This window comes from Streptomyces sp. WAC04114 (assembly GCF_019733245.1).
GTDB lineage: Bacteria > Actinomycetota > Actinomycetes > Streptomycetales > Streptomycetaceae > Streptomyces > Streptomyces massasporeus_A.
In genome coordinates this window covers 20,745-41,811 of sequence record NZ_JAIGQA010000052.1, presented here as the reverse complement: position 1 = coordinate 41,811, position 21,067 = coordinate 20,745, and the positions used below count along the sequence as shown (strand labels likewise).

General features: G+C 69.7%; 19 protein-coding genes. All 19 read left to right on the top strand.

What is annotated here, in order from left to right; translation table 11 throughout:
* Window positions 1-81: 81 nt before the first annotated feature.
* The 19 genes from lysA (at window position 82) to K4G64_RS16420 (ending at window position 20,990) form a co-directional block, all read left to right on the top strand.
* Window positions 82-1,368, top strand: a complete 1,287-nt coding sequence (lysA, locus tag K4G64_RS16510) for a diaminopimelate decarboxylase (RefSeq protein WP_374206417.1) — start codon at window positions 82-84, stop codon at window positions 1,366-1,368.
* A gap of 155 nt (window positions 1,369-1,523) precedes the next feature.
* Window positions 1,524-2,816, top strand: coding sequence for a homoserine dehydrogenase (locus tag K4G64_RS16505; RefSeq protein ID WP_221756794.1), 1,293 nt, complete (start codon window positions 1,524-1,526; stop codon window positions 2,814-2,816).
* 6 nt (window positions 2,817-2,822) lie between these two features.
* Window positions 2,823-3,881: a threonine synthase gene (gene thrC / locus K4G64_RS16500; protein ID WP_221756793.1), complete on the top strand. Its 1,059-nt coding sequence runs from the start codon at window positions 2,823-2,825 to the stop codon at window positions 3,879-3,881.
* Between the two features lie 342 nt (window positions 3,882-4,223).
* On the top strand, window positions 4,224-5,153 hold the full coding sequence (thrB, locus tag K4G64_RS16495; protein ID WP_221756792.1) for a homoserine kinase: 930 nt from the start codon (window positions 4,224-4,226) through the stop codon (window positions 5,151-5,153).
* A gap of 402 nt (window positions 5,154-5,555) precedes the next feature.
* Window positions 5,556-7,610: a transcription termination factor Rho gene (rho, locus tag K4G64_RS16490; protein ID WP_221756791.1), complete on the top strand. Its 2,055-nt coding sequence runs from the start codon at window positions 5,556-5,558 to the stop codon at window positions 7,608-7,610.
* Window positions 7,611-7,748: 138 nt separating this feature from the next.
* The gene (locus tag K4G64_RS16485) at window positions 7,749-9,524 is read left to right on the top strand and encodes a trypsin-like serine protease (RefSeq protein WP_221756796.1); all 1,776 of its coding nucleotides are present in this window, start codon (window positions 7,749-7,751) and stop codon (window positions 9,522-9,524) included.
* 207 nt (window positions 9,525-9,731) lie between these two features.
* Entirely contained in the window at window positions 9,732-10,868 is a 1,137-nt protein-coding gene (locus tag K4G64_RS16480; protein WP_221756790.1) for an LCP family protein, read from the top strand.
* A 149-nt stretch (window positions 10,869-11,017) separates the two neighbouring features.
* Window positions 11,018-11,239 carry a 50S ribosomal protein L31 gene (gene rpmE, locus K4G64_RS16475; protein ID WP_003992975.1) on the top strand — a complete coding sequence of 74 codons (222 nt, stop codon included), beginning with the start codon at window positions 11,018-11,020 and terminating at the stop codon, window positions 11,237-11,239.
* Window positions 11,240-11,345: 106 nt separating this feature from the next.
* Window positions 11,346-12,422 (top strand): peptide chain release factor 1, encoded by a 1,077-nt coding sequence (gene prfA / locus K4G64_RS16470; RefSeq protein ID WP_221756789.1) that lies wholly within the window; start codon window positions 11,346-11,348, stop codon window positions 12,420-12,422.
* A 51-nt stretch (window positions 12,423-12,473) separates the two neighbouring features.
* Window positions 12,474-13,319 (top strand): peptide chain release factor N(5)-glutamine methyltransferase, encoded by an 846-nt coding sequence (gene prmC / locus K4G64_RS16465; RefSeq protein WP_221756788.1) that lies wholly within the window; start codon window positions 12,474-12,476, stop codon window positions 13,317-13,319.
* A 70-nt stretch (window positions 13,320-13,389) separates the two neighbouring features.
* Complete coding sequence (locus tag K4G64_RS16460; RefSeq protein ID WP_221756787.1) at window positions 13,390-14,037, top strand: L-threonylcarbamoyladenylate synthase; 648 nt, start codon at window positions 13,390-13,392, stop codon at window positions 14,035-14,037.
* Window positions 14,034-14,714, top strand: a complete 681-nt coding sequence (locus K4G64_RS16455) for a protein-tyrosine-phosphatase (protein WP_142159456.1) — start codon at window positions 14,034-14,036, stop codon at window positions 14,712-14,714. The genes K4G64_RS16460 and K4G64_RS16455 overlap by 4 nt, the downstream gene beginning before the upstream one ends.
* Before the next feature lie 70 nt (window positions 14,715-14,784).
* The gene (gene glyA, locus K4G64_RS16450) at window positions 14,785-16,023 is read left to right on the top strand and encodes a serine hydroxymethyltransferase (RefSeq protein ID WP_221756786.1); all 1,239 of its coding nucleotides are present in this window, start codon (window positions 14,785-14,787) and stop codon (window positions 16,021-16,023) included.
* 129 nt (window positions 16,024-16,152) lie between these two features.
* Window positions 16,153-17,499, top strand: coding sequence for an MraY family glycosyltransferase (locus K4G64_RS16445; protein WP_221756785.1), 1,347 nt, complete (start codon window positions 16,153-16,155; stop codon window positions 17,497-17,499).
* Between the two features lie 298 nt (window positions 17,500-17,797).
* Window positions 17,798-18,235: a hypothetical protein gene (locus tag K4G64_RS16440; protein WP_221756784.1), complete on the top strand. Its 438-nt coding sequence runs from the start codon at window positions 17,798-17,800 to the stop codon at window positions 18,233-18,235.
* Window positions 18,236-18,508: 273 nt separating this feature from the next.
* Window positions 18,509-19,279 (top strand): F0F1 ATP synthase subunit A, encoded by a 771-nt coding sequence (atpB, locus tag K4G64_RS16435; RefSeq protein WP_185013237.1) that lies wholly within the window; start codon window positions 18,509-18,511, stop codon window positions 19,277-19,279.
* A gap of 75 nt (window positions 19,280-19,354) precedes the next feature.
* Window positions 19,355-19,585: an ATP synthase F0 subunit C gene (gene atpE, locus K4G64_RS16430; protein WP_030049631.1), complete on the top strand. Its 231-nt coding sequence runs from the start codon at window positions 19,355-19,357 to the stop codon at window positions 19,583-19,585.
* A gap of 44 nt (window positions 19,586-19,629) precedes the next feature.
* A complete protein-coding gene (locus K4G64_RS16425; protein WP_221756783.1) occupies window positions 19,630-20,178 on the top strand; it encodes a F0F1 ATP synthase subunit B in 549 nt (182 codons plus the stop codon).
* Window positions 20,175-20,990, top strand: a complete 816-nt coding sequence (locus tag K4G64_RS16420) for a F0F1 ATP synthase subunit delta (RefSeq protein ID WP_221756782.1) — start codon at window positions 20,175-20,177, stop codon at window positions 20,988-20,990. The genes K4G64_RS16425 and K4G64_RS16420 overlap by 4 nt, the downstream gene beginning before the upstream one ends.
* Window positions 20,991-21,067: the final 77 nt, after the last annotated feature.

Here is a 21,067-nt window from a genome sequence, read left to right as displayed (position 1 = left end):
CACGACGTCCGCGATTACGACGGCACGCACCTCGGCGGGGCACGAGAGGAGCACGGCGTTCCCGCTGAACCCGGTCGTCGCGTGCCCGTAGCGAGGCCCGCGCCGCAGGACCTCCTCGACGAGGTCGTCGGCATCCCCGTCACTCGGCTCGCCGAGGAGTACGGCACCCCCGCCTACGTCCTGGACGAGGCCGACTTCCGGGCCCGCGCGCGTGCCTGGCGTACCGCCTTCGGGACCGAGGCCGACGTCTTCTACGCCGGCAAGGCGTTCCTCTCCCGTGCCGTGGTGCGCTGGCTCGACGAGGAGGGCCTGAACGTCGACGTCTGCTCGGGCGGCGAGCTGGCCACCGCCCTCTCCGCCGGCATGCCCGCCGACCGCATCGCCTTCCACGGCAACAACAAGTCCGTCGACGAGATCATCCGGGCCGTCGAGGCCGGAGTCGGGCACATCGTCCTCGACTCCTTCCAGGAGATCGTCCGCGTCGCGCACATCGCGCAGAGCCTCGACACGCGGCAGAAGGTGCTCATCCGCATCACCGTCGGCGTCGAGGCCCACACCCACGAGTTCATCGCCACGGCCCACGAGGACCAGAAGTTCGGCATCCCGCTGGCCGGCGGGCAGGCAGCCGAGGCCGTACGCCGGGCACTGCAGCTCGAGGGGCTCGAGCTCGTCGGCATCCACAGCCACATCGGGTCGCAGATCTTCGACATGTCCGGGTTCGAGGTCGCCGCGCACCGGGTCGTCTCGCTGCTGAAGGCCGTCCGCGACGAGCACGGCGTCGAGCTGCCCGAGATCGACCTCGGCGGCGGGCTCGGCATCGCGTACACCAGCGACGACGACCCTCGCGAGCCGCACGAGATCGCCAAGGCGCTCACCGAGATCGTCACCAGGGAGTGCGAGGCCGCCAAGCTGCGCACGCCGCGCATCTCCGTCGAGCCGGGCCGGGCCATCGTCGGCCCGACCGCCTTCACGCTCTACGAGGTCGGCACCATCAAGCCCCTCGACGGGCTGCGGACCTACGTCTCGGTCGACGGCGGCATGTCGGACAACATCCGCACCGCGCTGTACGACGCCGAATACAGCATCGCGCTGGTCTCGCGCACCTCCGACGCCGGGCCGATGCTCGCCCGGGTCGTCGGCAAGCACTGCGAGAGCGGGGACATCGTGGTCAAGGACGCGTTCCTGCCGGCCGACCTGGCACCGGGTGACCTCGTCGCCGTACCGGCCACCGGCGCGTACTGCCGGTCGATGGCCAGCAACTACAACCACGTGCTCCGCCCGCCGGTCGTCGCCGTCGACGGCGGTGAGGCCCGGGTGATCGTCCGCCGCGAGACCGAGGAGGACCTGCTGCGCCTCGACGTGGGCTGAGCGACCGGGGCGGAGAAGTCGGCGGCGGAAGATCTCCTGTCTGCCGCCCCCGTGAAAATGAAATAGACATCTCACGATCCGGACCGGGGGCAGAAACTCCCGTCCGGTGAGTGAGACTGGTTCCACCGTAGACGGTAAAGAGGAAACGAGGTCGGATGATGCGTACGCGTCCGCTGAAGGTGGCGCTGCTGGGCTGTGGAGTGGTCGGCTCAGAGGTGGCGCGCATCATGACGACGCACGCCGACGACCTCACGGCCCGGATCGGGGCCCCGGTGGAGCTCGCGGGTGTCGCCGTGCGGCGGCCCGACCGCGTGCGTGAGGGCATCGCTCCCGAGCTCATCACCACCGACGCCACCGCCCTCGTCAAACGCGGCGACATCGACGTCGTGGTCGAGGTCATCGGCGGCATCGAGCCCGCGCGCGGCCTCATCACCACCGCCTTCGAGCACGGCGCCTCCGTCGTCTCCGCCAACAAGGCGCTGCTCGCCCAGGACGGCGCCGCCCTGCACGCCGTCGCCGAGCAGCACGACAAGGACCTCTACTACGAGGCCGCCGTCGCCGGTGCCATCCCGCTGATCCGGCCGCTGCGCGAGTCCCTCGCGGGCGACAAGATCAACCGGGTGATGGGCATCGTCAACGGCACGACGAACTTCATCCTCGACGCGATGGACTCCACCGGCGCCGGCTACCAGGAGGCCCTCGACGAGGCCACCGCCCTGGGGTACGCGGAAGCCGACCCGACCGCCGACGTCGAGGGCTTCGACGCCGCCGCCAAGGCCGCGATCCTCGCCGGCATCGCCTTCCACACGCGCGTGCGCCTCGACGACGTCTACCGCGAGGGCATGACCGAGGTGACGGCGGCCGACTTCGCATCCGCGAAGGAGATGGGCTGCACCATCAAACTGCTCGCCATCTGCGAGCGGGCCGGCGACGGGGCGTCCGTCACCGCGCGCGTGCACCCGGCCATGATTCCGCTGAGCCACCCGCTGGCCTCCGTCCGCGGCGCCTACAACGCCGTGTTCGTCGAGTCCGACGCCGCCGGGCAGCTCATGTTCTACGGCCCCGGAGCGGGCGGTTCCCCGACCGCCTCCGCCGTGCTCGGCGACCTCGTCGCCGTCTGCCGCAACCGTCTGAGCGGCACGACCGGACCGGGCGAGTCCGCCTACGCCGCGCTGCCGGTGTCCCCGATGGGTGACGTCGTCACGCGGTACCACATCAGCCTCGACGTGGCCGACAAACCGGGTGTTCTCGCCCAGGTCGCGACCGTCTTCGCCGAGCACGGAGTCTCGATCGATACGGTTCGCCAGTCGGGGAAGGACGGCGAGGCCTCCCTCGTCGTCGTCACGCACCGTGCGTCCGACGCGGCCCTCACCGGGACCGTCGAGGCGTTGCGCAAGCTCGACACCGTGCGTGGTGTCGCCAGCATCATGCGGGTTGAAGGAGAGTAACCAGCAATGACCCACCAGTGGCGCGGAATCATCGAGGAGTACCGGGACCGGCTGCCCGTCTCCGACAGCACGCCGGTCGTGACGCTCCGCGAGGGCGGTACGCCCCTCGTGCCCGCGCAGGTGCTCTCCGAGCGCACGGGCTGCGAGGTTCACCTCAAGGTCGAGGGTGCGAACCCGACCGGGTCCTTCAAGGACCGCGGCATGACCATGGCCATCACCAGGGCCAAGGAGGAGGGCGCGAAGGCCGTCATCTGCGCCTCCACCGGCAACACGTCGGCCTCCGCCGCCGCGTACGCCGTGCGGGCCGGGATGGTCTGCGCGGTACTCGTGCCGCAGGGCAAGATCGCGCTCGGCAAGATGGGCCAGGCCCTCGTGCACGGCGCGAAGATCCTCCAGGTCGACGGCAACTTCGACGACTGCCTCACCCTCGCCCGCGGCCTGAGCGACAACTACCCCGTCTCGCTGGTCAATTCGGTCAACCCGGTACGTATCGAGGGTCAGAAGACGGCCGCCTTCGAGATCGTGGACATGCTCGGCGACGCGCCCGACATCCACGTCCTGCCGGTCGGCAACGCGGGCAACATCACGGCCTATTGGAAGGGCTACACGGAGTACGCCGCCGATGGTGTGGCGTCCCGCAAGCCGCGGATGTGGGGCTTCCAGGCCTCCGGCAGCGCCCCGATCGTGCGCGGCGAGGTCGTCAAGGACCCCTCGACCATCGCCACGGCCATCCGCATCGGCAACCCGGCCTCCTGGCAGTACGCGCTCGCCGCGCGGGACGAGTCGGGTGGCGCCATCGACGAGGTGACGGACCGTGAGATCCTGCGCGCCTACCGGCTGTTGGCGTCGCAGGAGGGCGTCTTCGTCGAGCCGGCGTCCGCCGCGTCCGTCGCCGGTCTGCTGAAGGCCGCCGAGCAGGGCAAGGTCGACCCGGGGCAGCGGATCGTGTGCACCGTCACCGGCAACGGTCTGAAGGACCCCGACTGGGCCGTCGCCGGTGCCCCGCAGCCGGTCACCGTGCCGGTCGACGCGGTGGCCGCCGCTGAGCGCCTCGGCCTGGCCTGACCTGCGGCGACGCGCCGAGCGCCGGCGCAACGCCGGACACGGTCCGGCGTAGGACGGCGCTTGTCCGGGGGTGTTCCCCACGGGGGGTGCACAGGGGGCTTACGACACGCATCGTGCGCCTCCTGTGCGCCCTATGTCGCCACAGAACCTTCCTTCGATAGGCTGTACTGAACCCGCCCGCCGCATATGCCTCCGCACGGAGCGCGGTGCCGCGCCGTCTCCGCGGCCGGGACAGCGGCCGGCCGTCACGGCCGGCAGCGGCCCCCAGGGTTCTCGTACGCCATCGAATGTCCACTGAACGTCATTCGACAATCACCGCAGCTCAAGGAGAGTCATCGAGCGATGGCCGGTCCAGCGTTCCGCGCCGCCGCCGTCCGGGTGCGCGTCCCCGCCACCAGCGCCAACCTCGGCCCGGGCTTCGACGCCCTCGGCCTCGCGCTGGGCTTGTACGACGACGTGGTCGTCCGGGTGGCCGACTCCGGGCTGCACATCGACATCGCGGGTGAGGGAAGCGAGACGCTCCCGCGCGACGAGCAGCACCTTCTCGTGCGTTCCCTGCGCACCGCCTTCGACCTGCTGGGCGGACAGCCGCGCGGTCTGGAAATCGTCTGCGCCAACCGCATTCCGCACGGCCGGGGCCTCGGCTCCTCCTCGGCCGCCATCTGCGCCGGGATCGTCGCCGCCCGCGCGGTGACCATAGGGGCCGACGCCAAGCTCGACGACACGGCGCTGCTGGAGCTCGCCACCGAGATCGAGGGCCACCCCGACAACGTCGCGGCGTGCCTGCTCGGCGGCTTCACGCTGTCCTGGATGGAGGCCGGCGCCGCCCGCGCGATCAGGATGGAGCCCGCCGATTCCATCGTTCCGGTGGTTTTCGTCCCCGGAAAGCCGGTCCTGACCGAGACGGCGCGCGGCCTGCTCCCGCGCACCGTTCCGCACGTCGACGCGGCCACCAACGCGGGCCGCGCCGCCCTGCTCGTCGAGGCCATGACGCGCCGCCCCGAACTGCTGCTGCCCGCCACCGAGGACCGGCTGCACCAGGAGTACCGGGCACCGGCCATGCCCGAGAGTGCGGCACTGGTGGAGCGGCTGCGGGGCGACGGCATCCCTGCGGTCATCTCCGGGGCCGGACCCACGGTCATGGCCCTGGCCGACGCGGAGACCGCGGACAAGGTCGAGGCCCTGGCGGGCGCGGAATGGGCCGCGAACCGGATGCGCCTCGATCAGCAGGGCGCGAGCGTGCTGCCGCTCGCCGCCTCCGGTGCTATCTGAAACGGCGCGGTTGCTGGATTTCGAGAGGGGGAATGTTTGTTGGATCCGGTAGTGTTAACCTCAAGTCTGCACCCGACCCCACCATGGCGAGGTGCCTTGTGTCCCCGTCCGGGACAGACATTCTTCCGGGAGCCCCCCAAGCCGCACTGTGTTCTGTACGTCGGACCGTACGCCGTACAAGGGCACTGAGCGGGGCGCAGGGCATGCTCCGGAACCGGTGCGACCACGCCGCGTGACACTGACACTGGGTGCCACGGCTCAAGGAAGCGCCATCACCAGATTCCTCCGCCGCTTAGGCGGACCACCGCCCCGGCACGGTTCACACCACACGGACCGAAGTCGGACAGCACAACCGGTCGCCGAGCCAGACAGGCCGACGTCCGCTCCAGGGAAGGACCCTTCGTGAGCGACACCACCGATCTGATGGGCGCACGTGTCGAGGAGACCGCTGCCGCGCCCGCCACGGACGCCTCCGCGCCTGCCACCGGTGCCGGCTCCCGGCGGCGCCGCGGTACCGGCCTCGAGGGCATGGTGCTGGCCGAACTGCAGCAGGTCGCATCCGGCCTCGGCATCAGGGGCACCGCGCGTATGCGCAAGAGCCAGCTGATCGAGGTCATCAAGGAGGCACAGGGGTCCGGCGGCGCCGCCCCGGCCGCGAAGGCCGACGCGCCCGCCGAGACCAAGCCCAAGCGCCGCGCCACCTCGCGGACCCGTACGGGCGACAACGCCGAGAAGGCGGACAAGAAGGCGGACGCGAAGGAGGCCCCCCAGGCCCCCGCGGACAAGGCCGACAAGGCCGTGGCCCAGCAGCAGATCGAGATCCCCGGCCAGCCGGCTGGCGGCCCCTCCCGTGACGGGGGGGACGAGGCGCCCGAGCGCCGCCGTCGCCGAGCCACCGCCGAGGCCGGAGCCCCGGCTTCCGCCGGCGCGGAGACCATCGTCGCCGAGGCGAAGAACGACACCAAGGCCGAGACGCCCGCGCAGTCGCAGCAGCAGTCCCAGGGCAACGACGCCAAGTCCGACGCCGGTGACGGCGGCGAGGGCCGTCGTCGCGACCGCCGTGACCGTGGCGACCGAGGTGACCGCGGTGGCCGGGACCGCGACCGCCGCGGCGGCAAGGGTGACGACCAGCAGGGCGGCGGCCAGCGCGGCCAGCAGCAGGGCCAGGGCGGCGGCGGCCGTCAGGACCGTGGTCAGCAGCAGCAGGACGACGACGACTTCGAGGGCGGGCGTCGTGGCCGTCGCGGGCGCTACCGCGACCGCCGGGGCCGTCGCGGCCGCGACGACATCGCCTCCGAGCCGCAGATCAACGAGGACGACGTCCTGATCCCCGTCGCGGGCATCCTGGACATCCTCGACAACTACGCGTTCATCCGCACGTCGGGCTACCTGCCCGGCCCGAACGACGTGTACGTCTCCCTCGCCCAGGTCCGCAAGAACGGCCTGCGCAAGGGTGACCACGTCACCGGTGCCGTGCGCCAGCCCAAGGACGGCGAGCGGCGCGAGAAGTTCAACGCGCTGGTGCGGCTCGACTCCGTCAACGGCATGGCGCCCGAATCGGGCCGCGGGCGGCCGGAGTTCAACAAGCTGACGCCGCTGTACCCGCAGGACCGGCTCCGTCTGGAGACGGACCCGGGCGTCCTCACCACTCGCATCATCGACCTCGTCGCGCCGATCGGTAAGGGCCAGCGTGGTCTGATCGTGGCCCCGCCGAAGACCGGCAAGACCATGATCATGCAGGCGATCGCCAACGCGATCACCCACAACAACCCCGAGTGCCACCTGATGGTCGTCCTCGTCGACGAGCGTCCGGAAGAGGTCACCGACATGCAGCGGTCGGTGAAGGGCGAGGTCATCTCCTCGACCTTCGACCGCCCGGCCGAGGACCACACCACCGTCGCCGAGCTGGCCATCGAGCGCGCCAAGCGTCTGGTGGAGCTGGGCCACGACGTGGTCGTGCTGCTCGACTCGATCACCCGTCTGGGCCGCGCGTACAACCTCGCCGCCCCGGCCTCCGGCCGCATCCTGTCCGGTGGTGTCGACTCGACGGCGCTCTACCCGCCTAAGCGCTTCTTCGGTGCGGCCCGCAACATCGAGGACGGCGGCTCGCTGACGATCCTCGCCACCGCCCTGGTGGACACCGGGTCCCGCATGGACGAGGTGATCTTCGAGGAGTTCAAGGGCACCGGCAACGCCGAGCTGAAGCTCGACCGGAAGCTCGCCGACAAGCGCATCTTCCCGGCGGTGGACGTCGACGCGTCCGGCACCCGCAAGGAAGAGATCCTGCTGGCCCCGGACGAGCTGTCCATCGTCTGGAAGCTGCGCCGGGTGCTGCACGCGCTCGACCAGCAGCAGGCGGTCGAGCTCCTTCTCGACAAGATGAAGCAGACGAAGTCGAACGCCGAGTTCCTGATGCAGATCCAGAAGACCACCCCGACGCCGGGCAACGGCGACTGAGGCAGGTCGACCGCGTAAGGACCGCACAAGAGGGCCGTTCCCCGAACCGGGGGCGGCCCTCTGTGCTGTTCGTGTGCGTATAGGATCACGCTCTCTTCGAACTTGTGATCCCGAGGGGGGACATTCGTGGGTACACCCATGCCCGGGGGCGGTCGGCACAGACGCCGGATACGCATAGCACTGCCCGTCGCCGCGGCCGGTGTCGCCGCCGCCGTGGCCGGCGCGCTGCTGACGACCTCCGCCGGTGCGGCCACCCCGCTGCCGCAGCCGAAGGTCAGGCCGGCCGCCGACTCGCCGTCGTCCGCCGAGCTGGAGAAGCGCGTCGCGGGCGCCATGGCCGGTGACGACGTCGCCGGCGAGACGAGCAAGACCGCGCTCACCGCGGGCACCGTCGTCGGCAGTATCGACCCGAAGGTCATCGGCGGCAACGAGACCACCATCAGCACGGCTCCGTGGATGGCGCAGCTCCACTACTACGACGACCGGGGCACCTCCAGCACCGGCGACGACATCGGCTTCTTCTGCGGCGGCGCCGTCGTCGCGCCGACGAAGATCCTCACCGCCGCGCACTGCGTCAAGGGCTACAACTGGAAGGCCAACGGTGCCGTCGTCACCGGCACCTCCCAGCTGCCCTCTGGCAACGGCACCGACCTGCACGGCGGTACCGCCACGGCGGTCTGGCGGCAGTGGAACCACCCGTCGTACAACGCGACGACCATCGACAACGACATCGCGCTGCTGACGCTCGACACAGCGGTCAAGGCCACGCCCATCCGCATGACGACGTCCGGTGACACCGCGTCGTACAAGGCCGGCGTCAGCGCCAAGGTCTACGGCTGGGGCCGCACCAGCTCCACCAGCGACGACATCTCCGAGACGCTGAAGACCGCCACGCTGCCCATGCAGTCCGACACGACCTGCTCCGGCGCGTACGGCACGGACTTCGTCAAGGGCCACATGGTCTGCGCGGGCAAGCCCGCCACCGGCAGCGACGCCGGCACCGTCTCCGCCTGCAACGGCGACTCCGGTGGCCCTCTGGTCGTGAACAACCGGATCGTCGGCGTCGTGTCCTGGGGTGTCACCGACTGCGTCGCCAAGGGCGCCTACAGCGTCTTCAGCAAGGTCAGCACGTACGTGGGCGCCGCCTACCCGCGCGTCGACGACGCCAACCTCAGCGGCGACAGCAAGGCCGACCTGTGGGTGCGCAACGCCTCCACCAAGACCGGCTACTCCAAGGACTCCACGGGCACGGCGTTCGCCGCCCGCCAGTCCTGGGGCAACTGGAACGGCGTGAACGTCGTCCTGCAGACGGATCTCGACCGCGACGGCTACCAGGACCTCGTCTACCGGCGCAGCAGCGACGGCGACGTCTTCTGGGCCTCCGGCCGTACGGGCACCACCAAGCAGATCGCCGACAACTGGAAGACCCGCACCCGGATCGTCACCCCCGGTGACGTCACCGGCGACTACCTGCCCGACCTGCTCTCGGTCGACTCCGCGGGCGTCCTGTGGATCTACCCGGGCAAGGGCAACGGCACCTTCGCGACCCGCGTGCAGGTCGGCTCCGGCTGGAACCAGTACAACTCCGTGCGCGGCAAGGGCGACTTCAACGGGGACGGCAAGACCGACCTGATCGCCCGCAGCAAGTCGAACAGCTACCTCTACCTCTACAAGGGCACCGGCAAGTCCGGCTCGGGCGCCTTCTCGGCCCGGGTCAAGGTGCGCACGTGGGACGGCTACAACGCCTTCGACGCGCCCGGCGACGTCACCGGCGACGGCAGGGCCGACTTCCTGGCCCGCACCCCCGGGGGCACGCTCTACCTGTACGCGGGCACCGGCAAGGGGACGAGCGAGATCTTTGCCACAAGGAAGTCCGTCGGCACCGATTTCAAGCAGTACGACATCTTCGGCTGAAACCGCAGGTGAGCGAGGCTCACCCCGCTGTGACGAACACGCACTGTGCCCACCGCCGCACGCGGTGGGCACAGTCCGTTGTGCAACCCTTTCCCGAGTTTCCCCGTCCTCCCAGGTGGGGCGACGATAGTGCGAGGAAGGGTCTTCTCCGGCCACGCCTGGTACTGACCGCAGGGGGTAACCGACCGTAGAAGAGCTGAGGAGTACATGTCTGCCGAGAGCACACCGGGACCGGGTATACCGGGCGATACCGGCACAGACGGAGCACGTCACCGCGGCAAGGGCAAGCGCCGCAAGCCCCAGCGGCGACGCAAGGGCTTGATGATCACGGCCTGGACCGCCGCGGGCATCGTCGTGGTCGGCGGCGCCGGCGCCGGGTACCTGTACTTCAAGCTCAACGGCAACCTCAAGAGCGTCGACATCGACCAGGCCCTCGGCACGGACCGGCCCAAGAAGGCCGACAACGGCTCGGAGAACATCCTCGTCCTCGGCTCGGACACCCGTTCCGGCAGCAACAAGAAGCTCGGCGGCGGCACCGACGACGGCAGCGCCCGCTCCGACACGGCGATGATCGTGCACATCTACAAGGGCCACAAGAAGGCCAGCGTGGTCTCCATCCCGCGCGACACCCTCATCGACCGCCCCGCCTGCACGGACACCCAGGGCAACGAGCACCCGGCCGCGCGGAACGCGATGTTCAACTCCGCGTACTCCACCGGTGGTGCCGCCTGCGCCGTGAAGACCGTCGAGTCGATCACCGACCTGCGCATGGACCACTACCTCGAGGTCGACTTCGCAGGCTTCCAGAAGCTCATCGACGACCTCGGCGGCGTCGAGATCACCACGACCGAGAGCATCGACGACCCCGACAGCCATCTGAAGCTGAAGGCCGGCACCCACACGCTCGACGGCAAGCAGGCCCTCGGCCTGGTCCGCACCAGACACGGCGTCGGCGACGGCTCCGACCTGGGCCGCATCCAGCTCCAGCAGGCCTTCATCAAGGCCCTGGTCAACCAGCTCAAGGACGTCGGCGTCTTCTCGAACCCGAAGAAGCTGCTCGACCTCGCCGAAACCGCGACCAAGACGGTGACGGCCGACTCCGACCTCGGCTCGGTCAACAAGCTCGCGTCCTTCGCGAACGGACTCAAGGGCATCAGCCCGTCCAACATGCACATGATCACGATGCCGGTGGCCTACGACCCGGCCGACCCCAACCGCGTCCTCCTCCAGAAGAAGAAGGCCGACCAGATCTGGAAGGCCCTGGAGAACGACAAGCCGATCCCGAGGTCGGCGACGTCGGGATCGGCGACAGGCGAGGCCAAGGGCGTGGTGACCGCCCCGTGAGGGGCGGGGTCGGCCCGCGCGGAATAGATCACAACAACCCCCGGTTTTGGGAGTAGGCCCCAGTCCTGGCAGACTGGTACGTCGGCTCCGGTTCACGCTCCCGTATCCCGCGTCAGCGACCCGGCGCCCTCCCGAACCTAGGAGACACCTTGAAGCGCGACATCCACCCCGAGTACGTCGAGACGCAGGTCAGCTGCACCTGTGGCGCGTCGTTCACCACCCGCAGCACCATCGAGTCCGGCACCATCCGCGCCGATGTCTGCTCCGAGTGCCACCCGTTCTACACGGGCAAGCAGAAGATCCTCGACACCGGTGGCCGTGTGGCCCGCTTCGAGGCCCGCTTCGGCAAGGCCGCCGGCTCCAAGAAGTAGCGAGTCTCAATTCGCCGGTCCACGGCAGCGCCCCTTCACCGGGCGCGCCGGGACCGGCGTTTTTGGTCGCCCGCCCTTCACCCCCGTCCGTACACAGGAGCCCAAGATGTTCGAGGCCGTCGAGGAACTCGTCGCCGAGCACGCCGACCTGGAGAAGAAGCTCGCCGATCCGTCGGTCCACGCCGACCAGGCCAACGCGCGCAAGCTGAACAAGCGTTACGCCGAGCTCACCCCCATCGTCGCCACCTACCGCTCCTGGACGCAGACGGGCGACGACATCGGGACCGCGCGCGAACTGGCCGCCGACGACCCCGACTTCGCCGCCGAGGTCAAGGAACTGGAGAAGCAGCGCGAGGAGCTCACCGAGAAGCTGCGCCTCCTGCTGGTCCCGCGCGACCCCAGCGACGACAAGGACGTCATCCTCGAGATCAAGGCGGGCGCGGGCGGCGACGAGTCGGCCCTGTTCGCCGGCGACCTGCTGCGCATGTACCTGCGCTACGCCGAGCGCGTCGGCTGGAAGACCGAGATCATCGACGCCACCGAGTCCGAGCTGGGCGGCTACAAGGACGTCCAGGTCGCCGTGAAGACCAAGGGCGGCCAGGGCGCCACCGAGCCCGGACAGGGCGTCTGGGCCCGGCTGAAGTACGAGGGCGGCGTGCACCGCGTGCAGCGCGTGCCCGCGACGGAGTCCCAGGGCCGTATCCACACCTCCGCCGCCGGTGTGCTCGTCACGCCCGAGGCCGAGGAGGTCGACGTCGAGATCAACCCGAACGACCTGCGCATCGATGTCTACCGGTCCTCCGGGCCCGGCGGACAGTCCGTCAACACCACCGACTCCGCCGTGCGCATCACACACCTTCCCACCGGAGTCGTCGCCTCCTGCCAGAACGAGAAGAGCCAGCTGCAGAACAAGGAGCAGGCACTGCGTATCCTGCGCTCCAGGCTGCTCGCAGCGGCGCAGGAGGAGGCGGAGCGGGAGGCCGCCGACGCCCGCCGCAGCCAGGTCCGCACCGTCGACCGCTCCGAGAAGATCCGCACGTACAACTTCCCGGAGAACCGCCTCTCGGACCACCGCGTCGGCTTCAAGGCGTACAACCTGGACCAGGTCCTGGACGGCGACCTCGACGCGGTGATCCAGGCCTGTGTCGACGCGGACTCCGCGGCGAAGCTGGCGGCTGCGTAAGGCAGGCACGAGCACGTACGAGATCGCGTACGAGTACTACGGAGGACTTGCGTGAACCTGCTGCTCGCGGAGGTGGCCCAGGCCACCCAGCGGCTCGCCGACGCCGGCGTGCCCTCGCCGCGCACCGACGCGGAGGAACTCGCCGCGTTCGTGCACGGCGTCAAGCGCGGCGAGCTGCACTCCGTCAAGGACTCCGACTTCGACGCCCGCTACTGGGAGGTCATCGCCCGCCGCGAGGCCCGCGAACCGCTCCAGCACATCACCGGGCGCGCCTACTTCCGGTACCTGGAACTCCAGGTCGGCCCAGGGGTGTTCGTGCCGCGGCCCGAGACGGAGTCCGTGGTCGGCTGGGCCATAGACGCCGTGCGGGCCATGGACGTCGTCGAGCCGTGCATCGTCGACCTGTGCACCGGCTCCGGCGCCATCGCCCTCGCCCTCGCCCAGGAGGTGCCGCGCTCGCGCGTGCACGCCGTGGAGCTGTCCGAGGACGCCCTCAAGTGGACCCGCAAGAACGTCGAGGGGTCCAGGGTCGACCTGCGGCAGGGCAACGCCCTCACCGCCTTCCCCGATCTGGACGGCCAGGTCGACCTGGTCATCACCAACCCGCCGTACATCCCGCTCACCGAGTGGGAGTACGTCGCCCCCGAAGCGCGGGACTACGACCCCGGCATGGCCCTCTTCTCCGGCGAGGACGGTCTGGACCTCATCCGCGGCCTGGAACGCACCGCCCACCGGCTGCTGCGCCCCGGTGGCGTCGTGGTCGTGGAGCACGCCGACACCCAGGGCGGACAGGTGCCGTGGATCTTCACCGAGGAGCGGGGCTGGGCCGACGCCGCCGACCACCCGGACCTCAACAACCGCCCGCGCTTCGCCACGGCCCGCAAGGCACTGCCGTGAGCACACCGGGCACCCCGCGCTCTTCGCGGACTTCATCCCAGCAGCACGTGTACGAGGAGGCCAGCTAAAGATGGCACGGCGATACGACACCAACGACGCGACCGACCGTGTGACCGGTCTGCGCGAGGCAGCGTCCGCCGTCCGCCGTGGCGAGCTCGTGGTGCTGCCGACGGACACGGTGTACGGCATCGGCGCCGACGCGTTCTCCTCGGAGGCGGTCGCCGACCTGCTGGACGCGAAGGGCCGGGGCCGCAACATGCCCACCCCCGTCCTCATCGGCTCCCCGAACACGCTGCACGGCCTCGTCACGGACTTCTCCGAGCTGGCCTGGGAGCTGGTCGACGCCTTCTGGCCGGGCGCGCTGACGCTCGTCGCCCGGCACCAGCCGTCCCTCCAGTGGGACCTCGGGGACACGCGTGGCACCGTCGCCGTGCGCATGCCGCTGCACCCGGTCGCCATCGAGCTGCTCACCGAGGTCGGCCCCATGGCCGTCTCCTCCGCCAACCTGACCGGCCACCCGGCGCCGGAGGACTGCGACGCCGCGCAGCAGATGCTGGGCGACTCCGTCTCCGTCTACCTCGACGGGGGCCCGACCCCCGGCATCGTCCCGTCGTCGATCGTCGACGTGACCCGTGAGGTGCCGCTGCTGCTGCGCGCGGGCGCCATCTCGGCGGACGAGCTGCGAAAGGTCGTACCCGACCTCGAGGTGGCGAATTGACGGCCCCTGGATCGGGGCGTGGCATAGGCAACGGGGAAAGCGCGGCGGAGATCACGACGACCTTCGTGGGACTTCCGCGTGACAGCTTCCGGATCCTCCACGTCAGTACCGGCAACGTGTGCCGCTCGCCCATCACCGAGCGGCTGACCCGCCATGCGGTGCGGGAGCGGCTCGGGATCCTGGGCGGCGGGCTGATCGTGGAGAGCGCCGGCACCTGGGGCCACGAGGGCGCGCCCATGGAGTCCCACGCGGAGACCGTCCTGGCCGACTTCGGCGCGGACGCCTCCGGCTTCACCGGGCGCGAGCTCCTCGACGAGCACGTGATCCGCGCCGACCTGGTGCTGACCGCCACCCGGGACCACCGGGCGCAGGTCATCTCCATGGGGCACTCCGCGGGTCTGCGCACCTTCACGCTCAAGGAGTTCACCCGCCTGGTCAAGGCCATCGACCCGGCGACCCTGCCGCCCCTGGAGGAGGGCGTGGTCATCCGTGCGCGTGCCCTGGTCCGCGCCGCGGCCGCTCTACGCGGGTGGCTGCTCGCGCCGACCGCCGAGGCGGACGAGGTCTACGACCCCTACGGCGCGCCCCTGACGTTCTTCCGTTCCATCGGGGACGAGATACACCAGGCACTCGATCCGGTCGTCACGGCCCTCACCGGGGTCCCCGCAAAGACGTAACAGCCGAGCGCCCCGCAGGTCCCGGGCCTACATTGGTCGTACGTGTCACCGTCGACGCCCGGAGCCCACCATGACGGTCACCCCTGCCATCGAGGCCGATGTCCTGCGCCGCCAGGACCCCGAGCTCGCCGACATCCTGCTCGGGGAGCGGGAGCGGCAGTCGACGACGCTCCAGCTGATCGCCGCCGAGAACTTCACGTCCCCGGCCGTGCTGGCCGCGCTCGGCTCCCCGCTGGCCAACAAGTACGCCGAGGGCTACCCGGGGGCGCGGCACCACGGCGGCTGCGAGATCGTCGACGTCGCCGAACGCCTCGCGGTCGACCGGGCCAGGGCGCTGTTCGGCGCCGACCACGCCAACGTCCAGGCGCACTCGGGCTCTTCGGCGGTGCTCGCCGCCTACGCCGCCCTGCTCCGCCCCGGCGACACCGTCCTCGCGCTCGGCCTGCCCTACGGCGGGCATCTCACGCACGGCTCGCCCGCCAACTTCTCCGGCCGCTGGTTCGACTTCGTCGGCTACGGGGTGGAGGCCGAGTCCGGGCTCATCGACCACGAGCAGGTGCGCACGCTGGCCCGCACGCGTCGGCCCAAGGCGATCGTGTGCGGCTCGATCGCCTACCCGCGCCATGTCGACTACGCCTTCTTCCGCGAGGTCGCCGACGAGGTCGGCGCCCACCTCATCGCGGACGCCGCGCACCCCCTCGGCCTCGTCGCCGGGAGAGCGGCCCCGAATCCGGTGCCGTTCGCGGACATCGTCTGCGGAACCACCCACAAGGTGCTGCGGGGCCCGCGCGGCGGTGTGCTCCTGTGCCGTGCGGAGCTGGCCGAGCGGGTCGACCGGGCCGTGTTCCCTTTCACACAGGGTGGTGCGCAGATGCACACCATCGCCGCCAAGGCGGTCGCGTTCGGGGAGGCGGCAACACCGGCGTTCTCCGCGTACGCCCATCAGGTGGTGGCCAATGCGCGGGTTCTGGCGGCCCGGCTGGCCGCGGCGGGCATGGTCGTCACCACGGGCGGCACGGACACCCATCTGATCACCGCCGACCCGGCCCCGCTCGGCGTCGACGGGCGTACCGCCCGGGGCCGTCTCGCCGCTGCGGGCCTGGTCATGGACTGCTGTGCGCTGCCGCACGGTGACGCCCGGGGACTCAGGCTCGGCACGGCCGCGATCACCACACAGGGCATGGGGGAGGCGGAGATGGTCCGGATCGCCGAGCTGATCACCGGGGTGCTGCTGGGTGTGACGGAGACCTCGAGAGCCCGTGAAGATGTTCGGGAGCTGGCCGCTGGATTTCCGCCGTATCCCGCTTGAGTGGGGGTAAGCGCATCAGGGTGCACAGCCACTCGTGCAACCATCGTCGCTACCCGGAAGTCCCCACTGATATGCGCGCATCGCTAGGGTGTGGGGCTGAGATGGCCAGCGAGACCTGTGGGGAAGCCCGTGCGTGAATACCTCCTGACGCTCTGCATCACGGCCGCGGTGACGTATCTGCTGACAGGGCCGGTACGGAAGTTCGCGATCGTGGCCGGAGCGATGCCGGAGATCCGGGCACGTGACGTGCACCGGGAGCCCACGCCGCGCCTCGGCGGTATCGCGATGTTCTTCGGCCTGTGCGCGGGCCTGCTGGTCGCCGACCACCTGACCAACCTCAACCAGGTCTTCGAGACGTCGAACGAACCCCGTGCGCTGTTGTCCGGGGCGGCCCTGATCTGGCTGATCGGGGTGCTGGACGACAAGTTCGAGATCGATGCCCTGATCAAGCTGGGTGGCCAGATGATCGCCGCGGGCGTGATGGTCGTGCAGGGTCTGACGATCCTGTGGCTGCCGATCCCGGGCGTCGGCTCGGTCGCGCTCACCCAGTGGCAGGGCACCCTGCTCACGGTGGCTCTGGTCGTCATCACCATCAACGCGGTCAACTTCGTCGACGGCCTGGACGGCCTCGCGGCGGGCATGGTCTGCATCGCGGCCACGGCGTTCTTCCTGTACGCCTACCGCATCTGGTACTCGTACGGCATCGAGGCCGCCGCCCCGGCCACCCTCTTCTCGGCGATCCTGATGGGCATGTGCCTGGGCTTCCTGCCGCACAACATGCACCCGGCGCGGATCTTCATGGGCGACTCGGGCTCGATGCTGATCGGCCTGGTCCTGGCCGCCGGCGCGATCTCCGTCACGGGCCAGGTCGACCCGGACGCGCTCAACCTCTACGTGGGCTCCGAGAAGGAGGCCGTGCACCAGACGGTCCCCGTCTACATCCCGCTGCTGCTGCCGCTGACGATCATCGCCGTGCCGGCCGCCGACCTGATCCTGGCGATCGTGCGCCGCACCTGGCGCGGCCAGTCCCCGTTCGCCGCCGACCGCGGTCACCTGCACCACCGGCTGCTGGAGATCGGCCACTCGCACAGCCGGGCCGTGCTGATCATGTACTTCTGGTCGGCGCTGATCGCCTTCGGGGCGCTCGCCTACTCGGTCAACTCGGCGTCCATGTGGATCGTGCTGGGTGTGGTGTTCCTGAGCGCGATCGGACTGCTCCTGCTTCTGCTGCCGCGCTTCACGCCGCGCGCCCCGCGCTGGATGGAGCGCTTCGTCCCGCCGCGCTACCGGCGCCGCGGTTCGGTCGCGGCCCTCTCACCCGCTGCCTCCACCCCCGCGTCGACGGCGGACCAGCCCGCCCCCGCCGGAGCCGAGAACCGCACGCCCGTGGTGTCCGGCGTCGCCGGCGTCAACGGGGCGACGGCCATCGGGCCCCGTTCGCGTCTGGCCGATCGGCGCAAGGCGGGGACAAGGTAAGAATCTGACTAGAGCATTGCCAAGTCGTGGGGTTGTGATGGGGGTGCGAAGCATCCCAATACCAGACATGTCGTCAGTGTTCTCGCTCAGACGCGCAGGTTCACTCTCATGTGTGAGAGTCCGCACACCTCCAGGTAAAGACTGCATCAAATAGTTTGTGATACGGTTCACGAGAACCCCCCGGATAGAGCCGAAGGACCGCAGTGCGACGGTCCATTGGTGTGAGGTCTCCACTCAGCCCGGGACTACGCTCGTCCATGACGACACCCCTGCCCCCTGCGAAAGCGGAGTTGCCGCCATGCCGTCCAATGACGCCCGGATTCTGGCCCAGGCTGCCGTGCCCACGGCCGCCGTCGGTGCTGTTGCCGCCGTCGTCAGTGGTGTGGTCGTCGGCGGCAAGGGAGCGATCGGGGCGGTCGTCGCGACACTCATTGTGATCCTCTTCATGGGGATCGGCCTCTATGTCTTGCAGCGCACTGCCAAATCGCTTCCGCACCTGTTCCAGGCGATGGGCCTCATGCTCTACGCGGCGCAGATTCTGTTGCTGTTCATCTTCGTCGCCGCGTTCAAGAACACGACGCTGTTCAACCCCAAGGCCTTTGCCATCACGCTCGTTGTCGGCACCCTCGCGTGGATCGCCGCACAGACGCGTGCCCACATGAAGGCCAAGATCCTTTACGTCGAGCCCGATTCGACGAAGGGCGAGAAGCCCGAAAAGTCGGGGCACTCGTCGTGAGGGATAGGGCCGGGATAAAGAGGCATGAGATCTCCTGCTATCGTCCGGTGCCAACTGCGGCATCGCGGGCGCGGGCATCTGAGCTGACGCCTGCTCCATCGCGAGGCGAGATGCCCCCCAGCCGCCCCCACATCCGTAACACCAGTCCCGTGCCGAACCGCGGCTCTGTGCCGCGCCGACACAACGAGGTTGCCGTACCCATGCGTCACGCCGAAGGAGCCCGTGGTGAGTGCTGACCAGACCCAGCTCGCCTTTGACTGGAGCTGTCGGATCATGTCCGACAACGGGTGTGGTTTTCCGGCTCCGGGCCTGCACTCGTTCCTCTTCAAGCCGATTGGCACTGTCGGGGGGTACGAGTTCAACAAGGTGATGCTGCTCGCCATCATCACCACCATCGTTGTCATCGGCTTCTTCTGGGCAGCCTTCGGCAAGGCCAAGGTGGTGCCGGGCAAGCTGCAGATGGTCGGTGAGGCCGGCTACGACTTCGTCCGCCGCGGCATCGTCTACGAGACCCTCGGTAAGAAGGAGGGCGAGAAGTACGTCCCTCTGATGGTCTCGCTGTTCTTCTTCATCTGGATCATGAACATCTGGTCCGTGATCCCGCTCGCGCAGTTCCCGGTGTCCTCGATCATCGCGTACCCGGCTGTTCTGGCCGCGGTGGTGTACGTGACGTGGGTCGGACTGACCTTCAAGCGGCACGGCTTCGTCGGGTTCTTCAAGAACGTCACCGGCTACGACAAGTCGCTCGGGCCGGTGCTGCCGCTCGTGATGGTCATCGAGTTCTTCTCGAACCTGCTCGTCCGCCCGTTCACGCACGCGGTGCGACTGTTTGCCAACATGTTCGCCGGCCACCTGATGCTGGTCATGTTCACCGTCGCGTCCTGGTACCTGCTGAACAGCTGGATGATCCCGGCGGCCGGTGTCTCCTTCGTCATGGCCACGGTCATGATCGTCTTCGAGCTTTTCGTGCAGGCCGTCCAGGCGTACGTCTTCGTACTCCTCGCCTGCACGTACGTCCAGGGCGCTCTCGCCGAGCATCACTGAGCCCCCACCACTCTCAGCCCCCAGAACGTCCGGTGGCCAACCCCCATCGGTCCTGAAAGAGAAGGAAGATTCAGCATGGCTGCCCTTGAGACCCTCGCCGCCGTCGAAGGCAACCTCGGCTCCATCGGTTACGGCCTTGCCGCCATCGGCCCCGGCGTCGGCGTCGGCATCATCTTCGGCAACGGCACCCAGGCCCTGGCCCGCCAGCCCGAGGCGGCCGGTCTGATCCGTGCCAACCAGATCCTCGGTTTCGCGTTCTGTGAGGCGCTCGCCCTCATCGGCATCGTCATGCCGTTCGTCTACTAAGAGACGTCCGGGACGATCGAAACCTTTCAACGGAAGGCACTGATGTGATCGCCAACCTGGTGCAGCTGGCGGCCGAGGAGAAGCAGAACCCGCTTATCCCTCCGGGCCCCGAGCTGCTCATCGGCACCATCGCCTTCGCCATCGTGTTCTTCTTCTTCTGGAAGAAGCTGCTTCCGAACATCAACAAGGTTCTGGAGGAGCGCCGCGCGGCGATCGAAGGCGGTATCGAAGAGGCCGAGACCATGAAGGTCGAGGCCCAGAGCGTCCTTGAGCAGTACAAGGCACAGCTCGCCGAGGCCCGGCACGAGGCCGCGCGCCTGCGCCAGGAGGCGCAGGAGCAGGGTGCCACGCTCATCGCCGAGATGCGGGCCGAGGGCCAGCGTCAGCGCGAGGAGATCGTCGCCGCCGGCCACGCCCAGATCGAGGCCGACCGCAAGGCCGCCGCTTCCGCGCTGCGCCAGGACGTCGGCAAGCTCGCCACCGACCTGGCCGGCAAGCTCGTCGGGGAGTCCCTCGAGGACCACGCCCGCCAGAGCCGCGTGATCGACCGGTTCCTCGACGAGCTCGAGGAGAAGGCCGAGGCCGGGCGATGAACGGAGCGAGCCGCGAGGCCCTGGCAGCCGCACGTGAGCGTCTCGACGCGCTGACGGACTCGACGTCCGTGGACGCGGCCTCGCTCGCCGACGAGCTGGCCGCCGTCACCGCGCTGCTCGACCGCGAGGTGTCGCTGCGTCGGGTCCTCACCGACCCGGCGCAGCCCGCGGAGGCCAAGGCAGAGCTGGCCCGGCGCCTGCTCGGCACCCAGGTCAGCGGCCCCGCCGCCGACCTGGTGGCCGGCATGGTGCGCTCCCGCTGGTCGCAGTCCCGCGACCTGGTGGACGCGCTGGAGGAGCTGGCCAACATCGCCGACCTCACGGCCGCCCAGCAGGCGGGCAAGCTCGACGACGTCGAGGACGAGCTGTTCCGGTTCGGCCGGATCGTCTCCGGCAGCACCGAGCTGCGCGCCGCGCTGACCGACCGCAAGGCCACCGCCTCGGCCAAGAGCGCGCTGCTGCGCAGCCTGCTCGGCGGACGGGCGCAGCCGACCACCGAGCGTCTGGTCACGCGCCTTGTGACCGCGCCGCGGGGACGTAGCCTGGAGTCGGGACTCGAGTCCCTGTCCAAGCTCGCCGCCGAGCGCCGGGACCGCATGGTGGCCATCGTCACCTCGGCGGTGCCGCTGAGCGACCCGCAGAAGCAGCGCCTGGGCGCCGCCCTCGCGAAGCTCTACGGCCGCCGGATGCACCTCAACCTGGACGTGGACCCCGAGGTCCTCGGCGGAATCCGGGTGCAGGTCGGCGACGAGGTCATCAACGGCGCCCTGGTGGACCGCATCGAGGACGCCAGCCGCCGGCTCGCCGGCTGAGCAGCAACTCAATAGGCACAACGTACTTACGACGGCCCTGGTTGGGCCGTGCAGAAGAATCCTGGGGGTCGCCCCCA

Excerpts from the sequence above, each read along its gene's own strand:
- prfA (WP_221756789.1), top strand. The coding sequence starts at position 11,346 with ATGTTCGAGGCCGTCGAGGAACTCGTCGCCGAGCACGCCGACCTGGAG.
- K4G64_RS16505 (WP_221756794.1), top strand. The coding sequence starts at position 1,524 with ATGATGCGTACGCGTCCGCTGAAGGTGGCGCTGCTGGGCTGTGGAGTG.
- thrC (WP_221756793.1), top strand. The coding sequence starts at position 2,823 with ATGACCCACCAGTGGCGCGGAATCATCGAGGAGTACCGGGACCGGCTG.
- K4G64_RS16485 (WP_221756796.1), top strand. The coding sequence starts at position 7,749 with ATGCCCGGGGGCGGTCGGCACAGACGCCGGATACGCATAGCACTGCCC.
- atpB (WP_185013237.1), top strand. The coding sequence starts at position 18,509 with ATGTCCGACAACGGGTGTGGTTTTCCGGCTCCGGGCCTGCACTCGTTC.
- K4G64_RS16480 (WP_221756790.1), top strand. The coding sequence starts at position 9,732 with ATGTCTGCCGAGAGCACACCGGGACCGGGTATACCGGGCGATACCGGC.
- thrB (WP_221756792.1), top strand. The coding sequence starts at position 4,224 with ATGGCCGGTCCAGCGTTCCGCGCCGCCGCCGTCCGGGTGCGCGTCCCC.
- atpE (WP_030049631.1), top strand. The coding sequence starts at position 19,355 with ATGGCTGCCCTTGAGACCCTCGCCGCCGTCGAAGGCAACCTCGGCTCC.
- K4G64_RS16460 (WP_221756787.1), top strand. The coding sequence starts at position 13,390 with ATGGCACGGCGATACGACACCAACGACGCGACCGACCGTGTGACCGGT.
- K4G64_RS16420 (WP_221756782.1), top strand. The coding sequence starts at position 20,175 with ATGAACGGAGCGAGCCGCGAGGCCCTGGCAGCCGCACGTGAGCGTCTC.
- glyA (WP_221756786.1), top strand. The coding sequence starts at position 14,785 with ATGACGGTCACCCCTGCCATCGAGGCCGATGTCCTGCGCCGCCAGGAC.
- K4G64_RS16440 (WP_221756784.1), top strand. The coding sequence starts at position 17,798 with ATGCCGTCCAATGACGCCCGGATTCTGGCCCAGGCTGCCGTGCCCACG.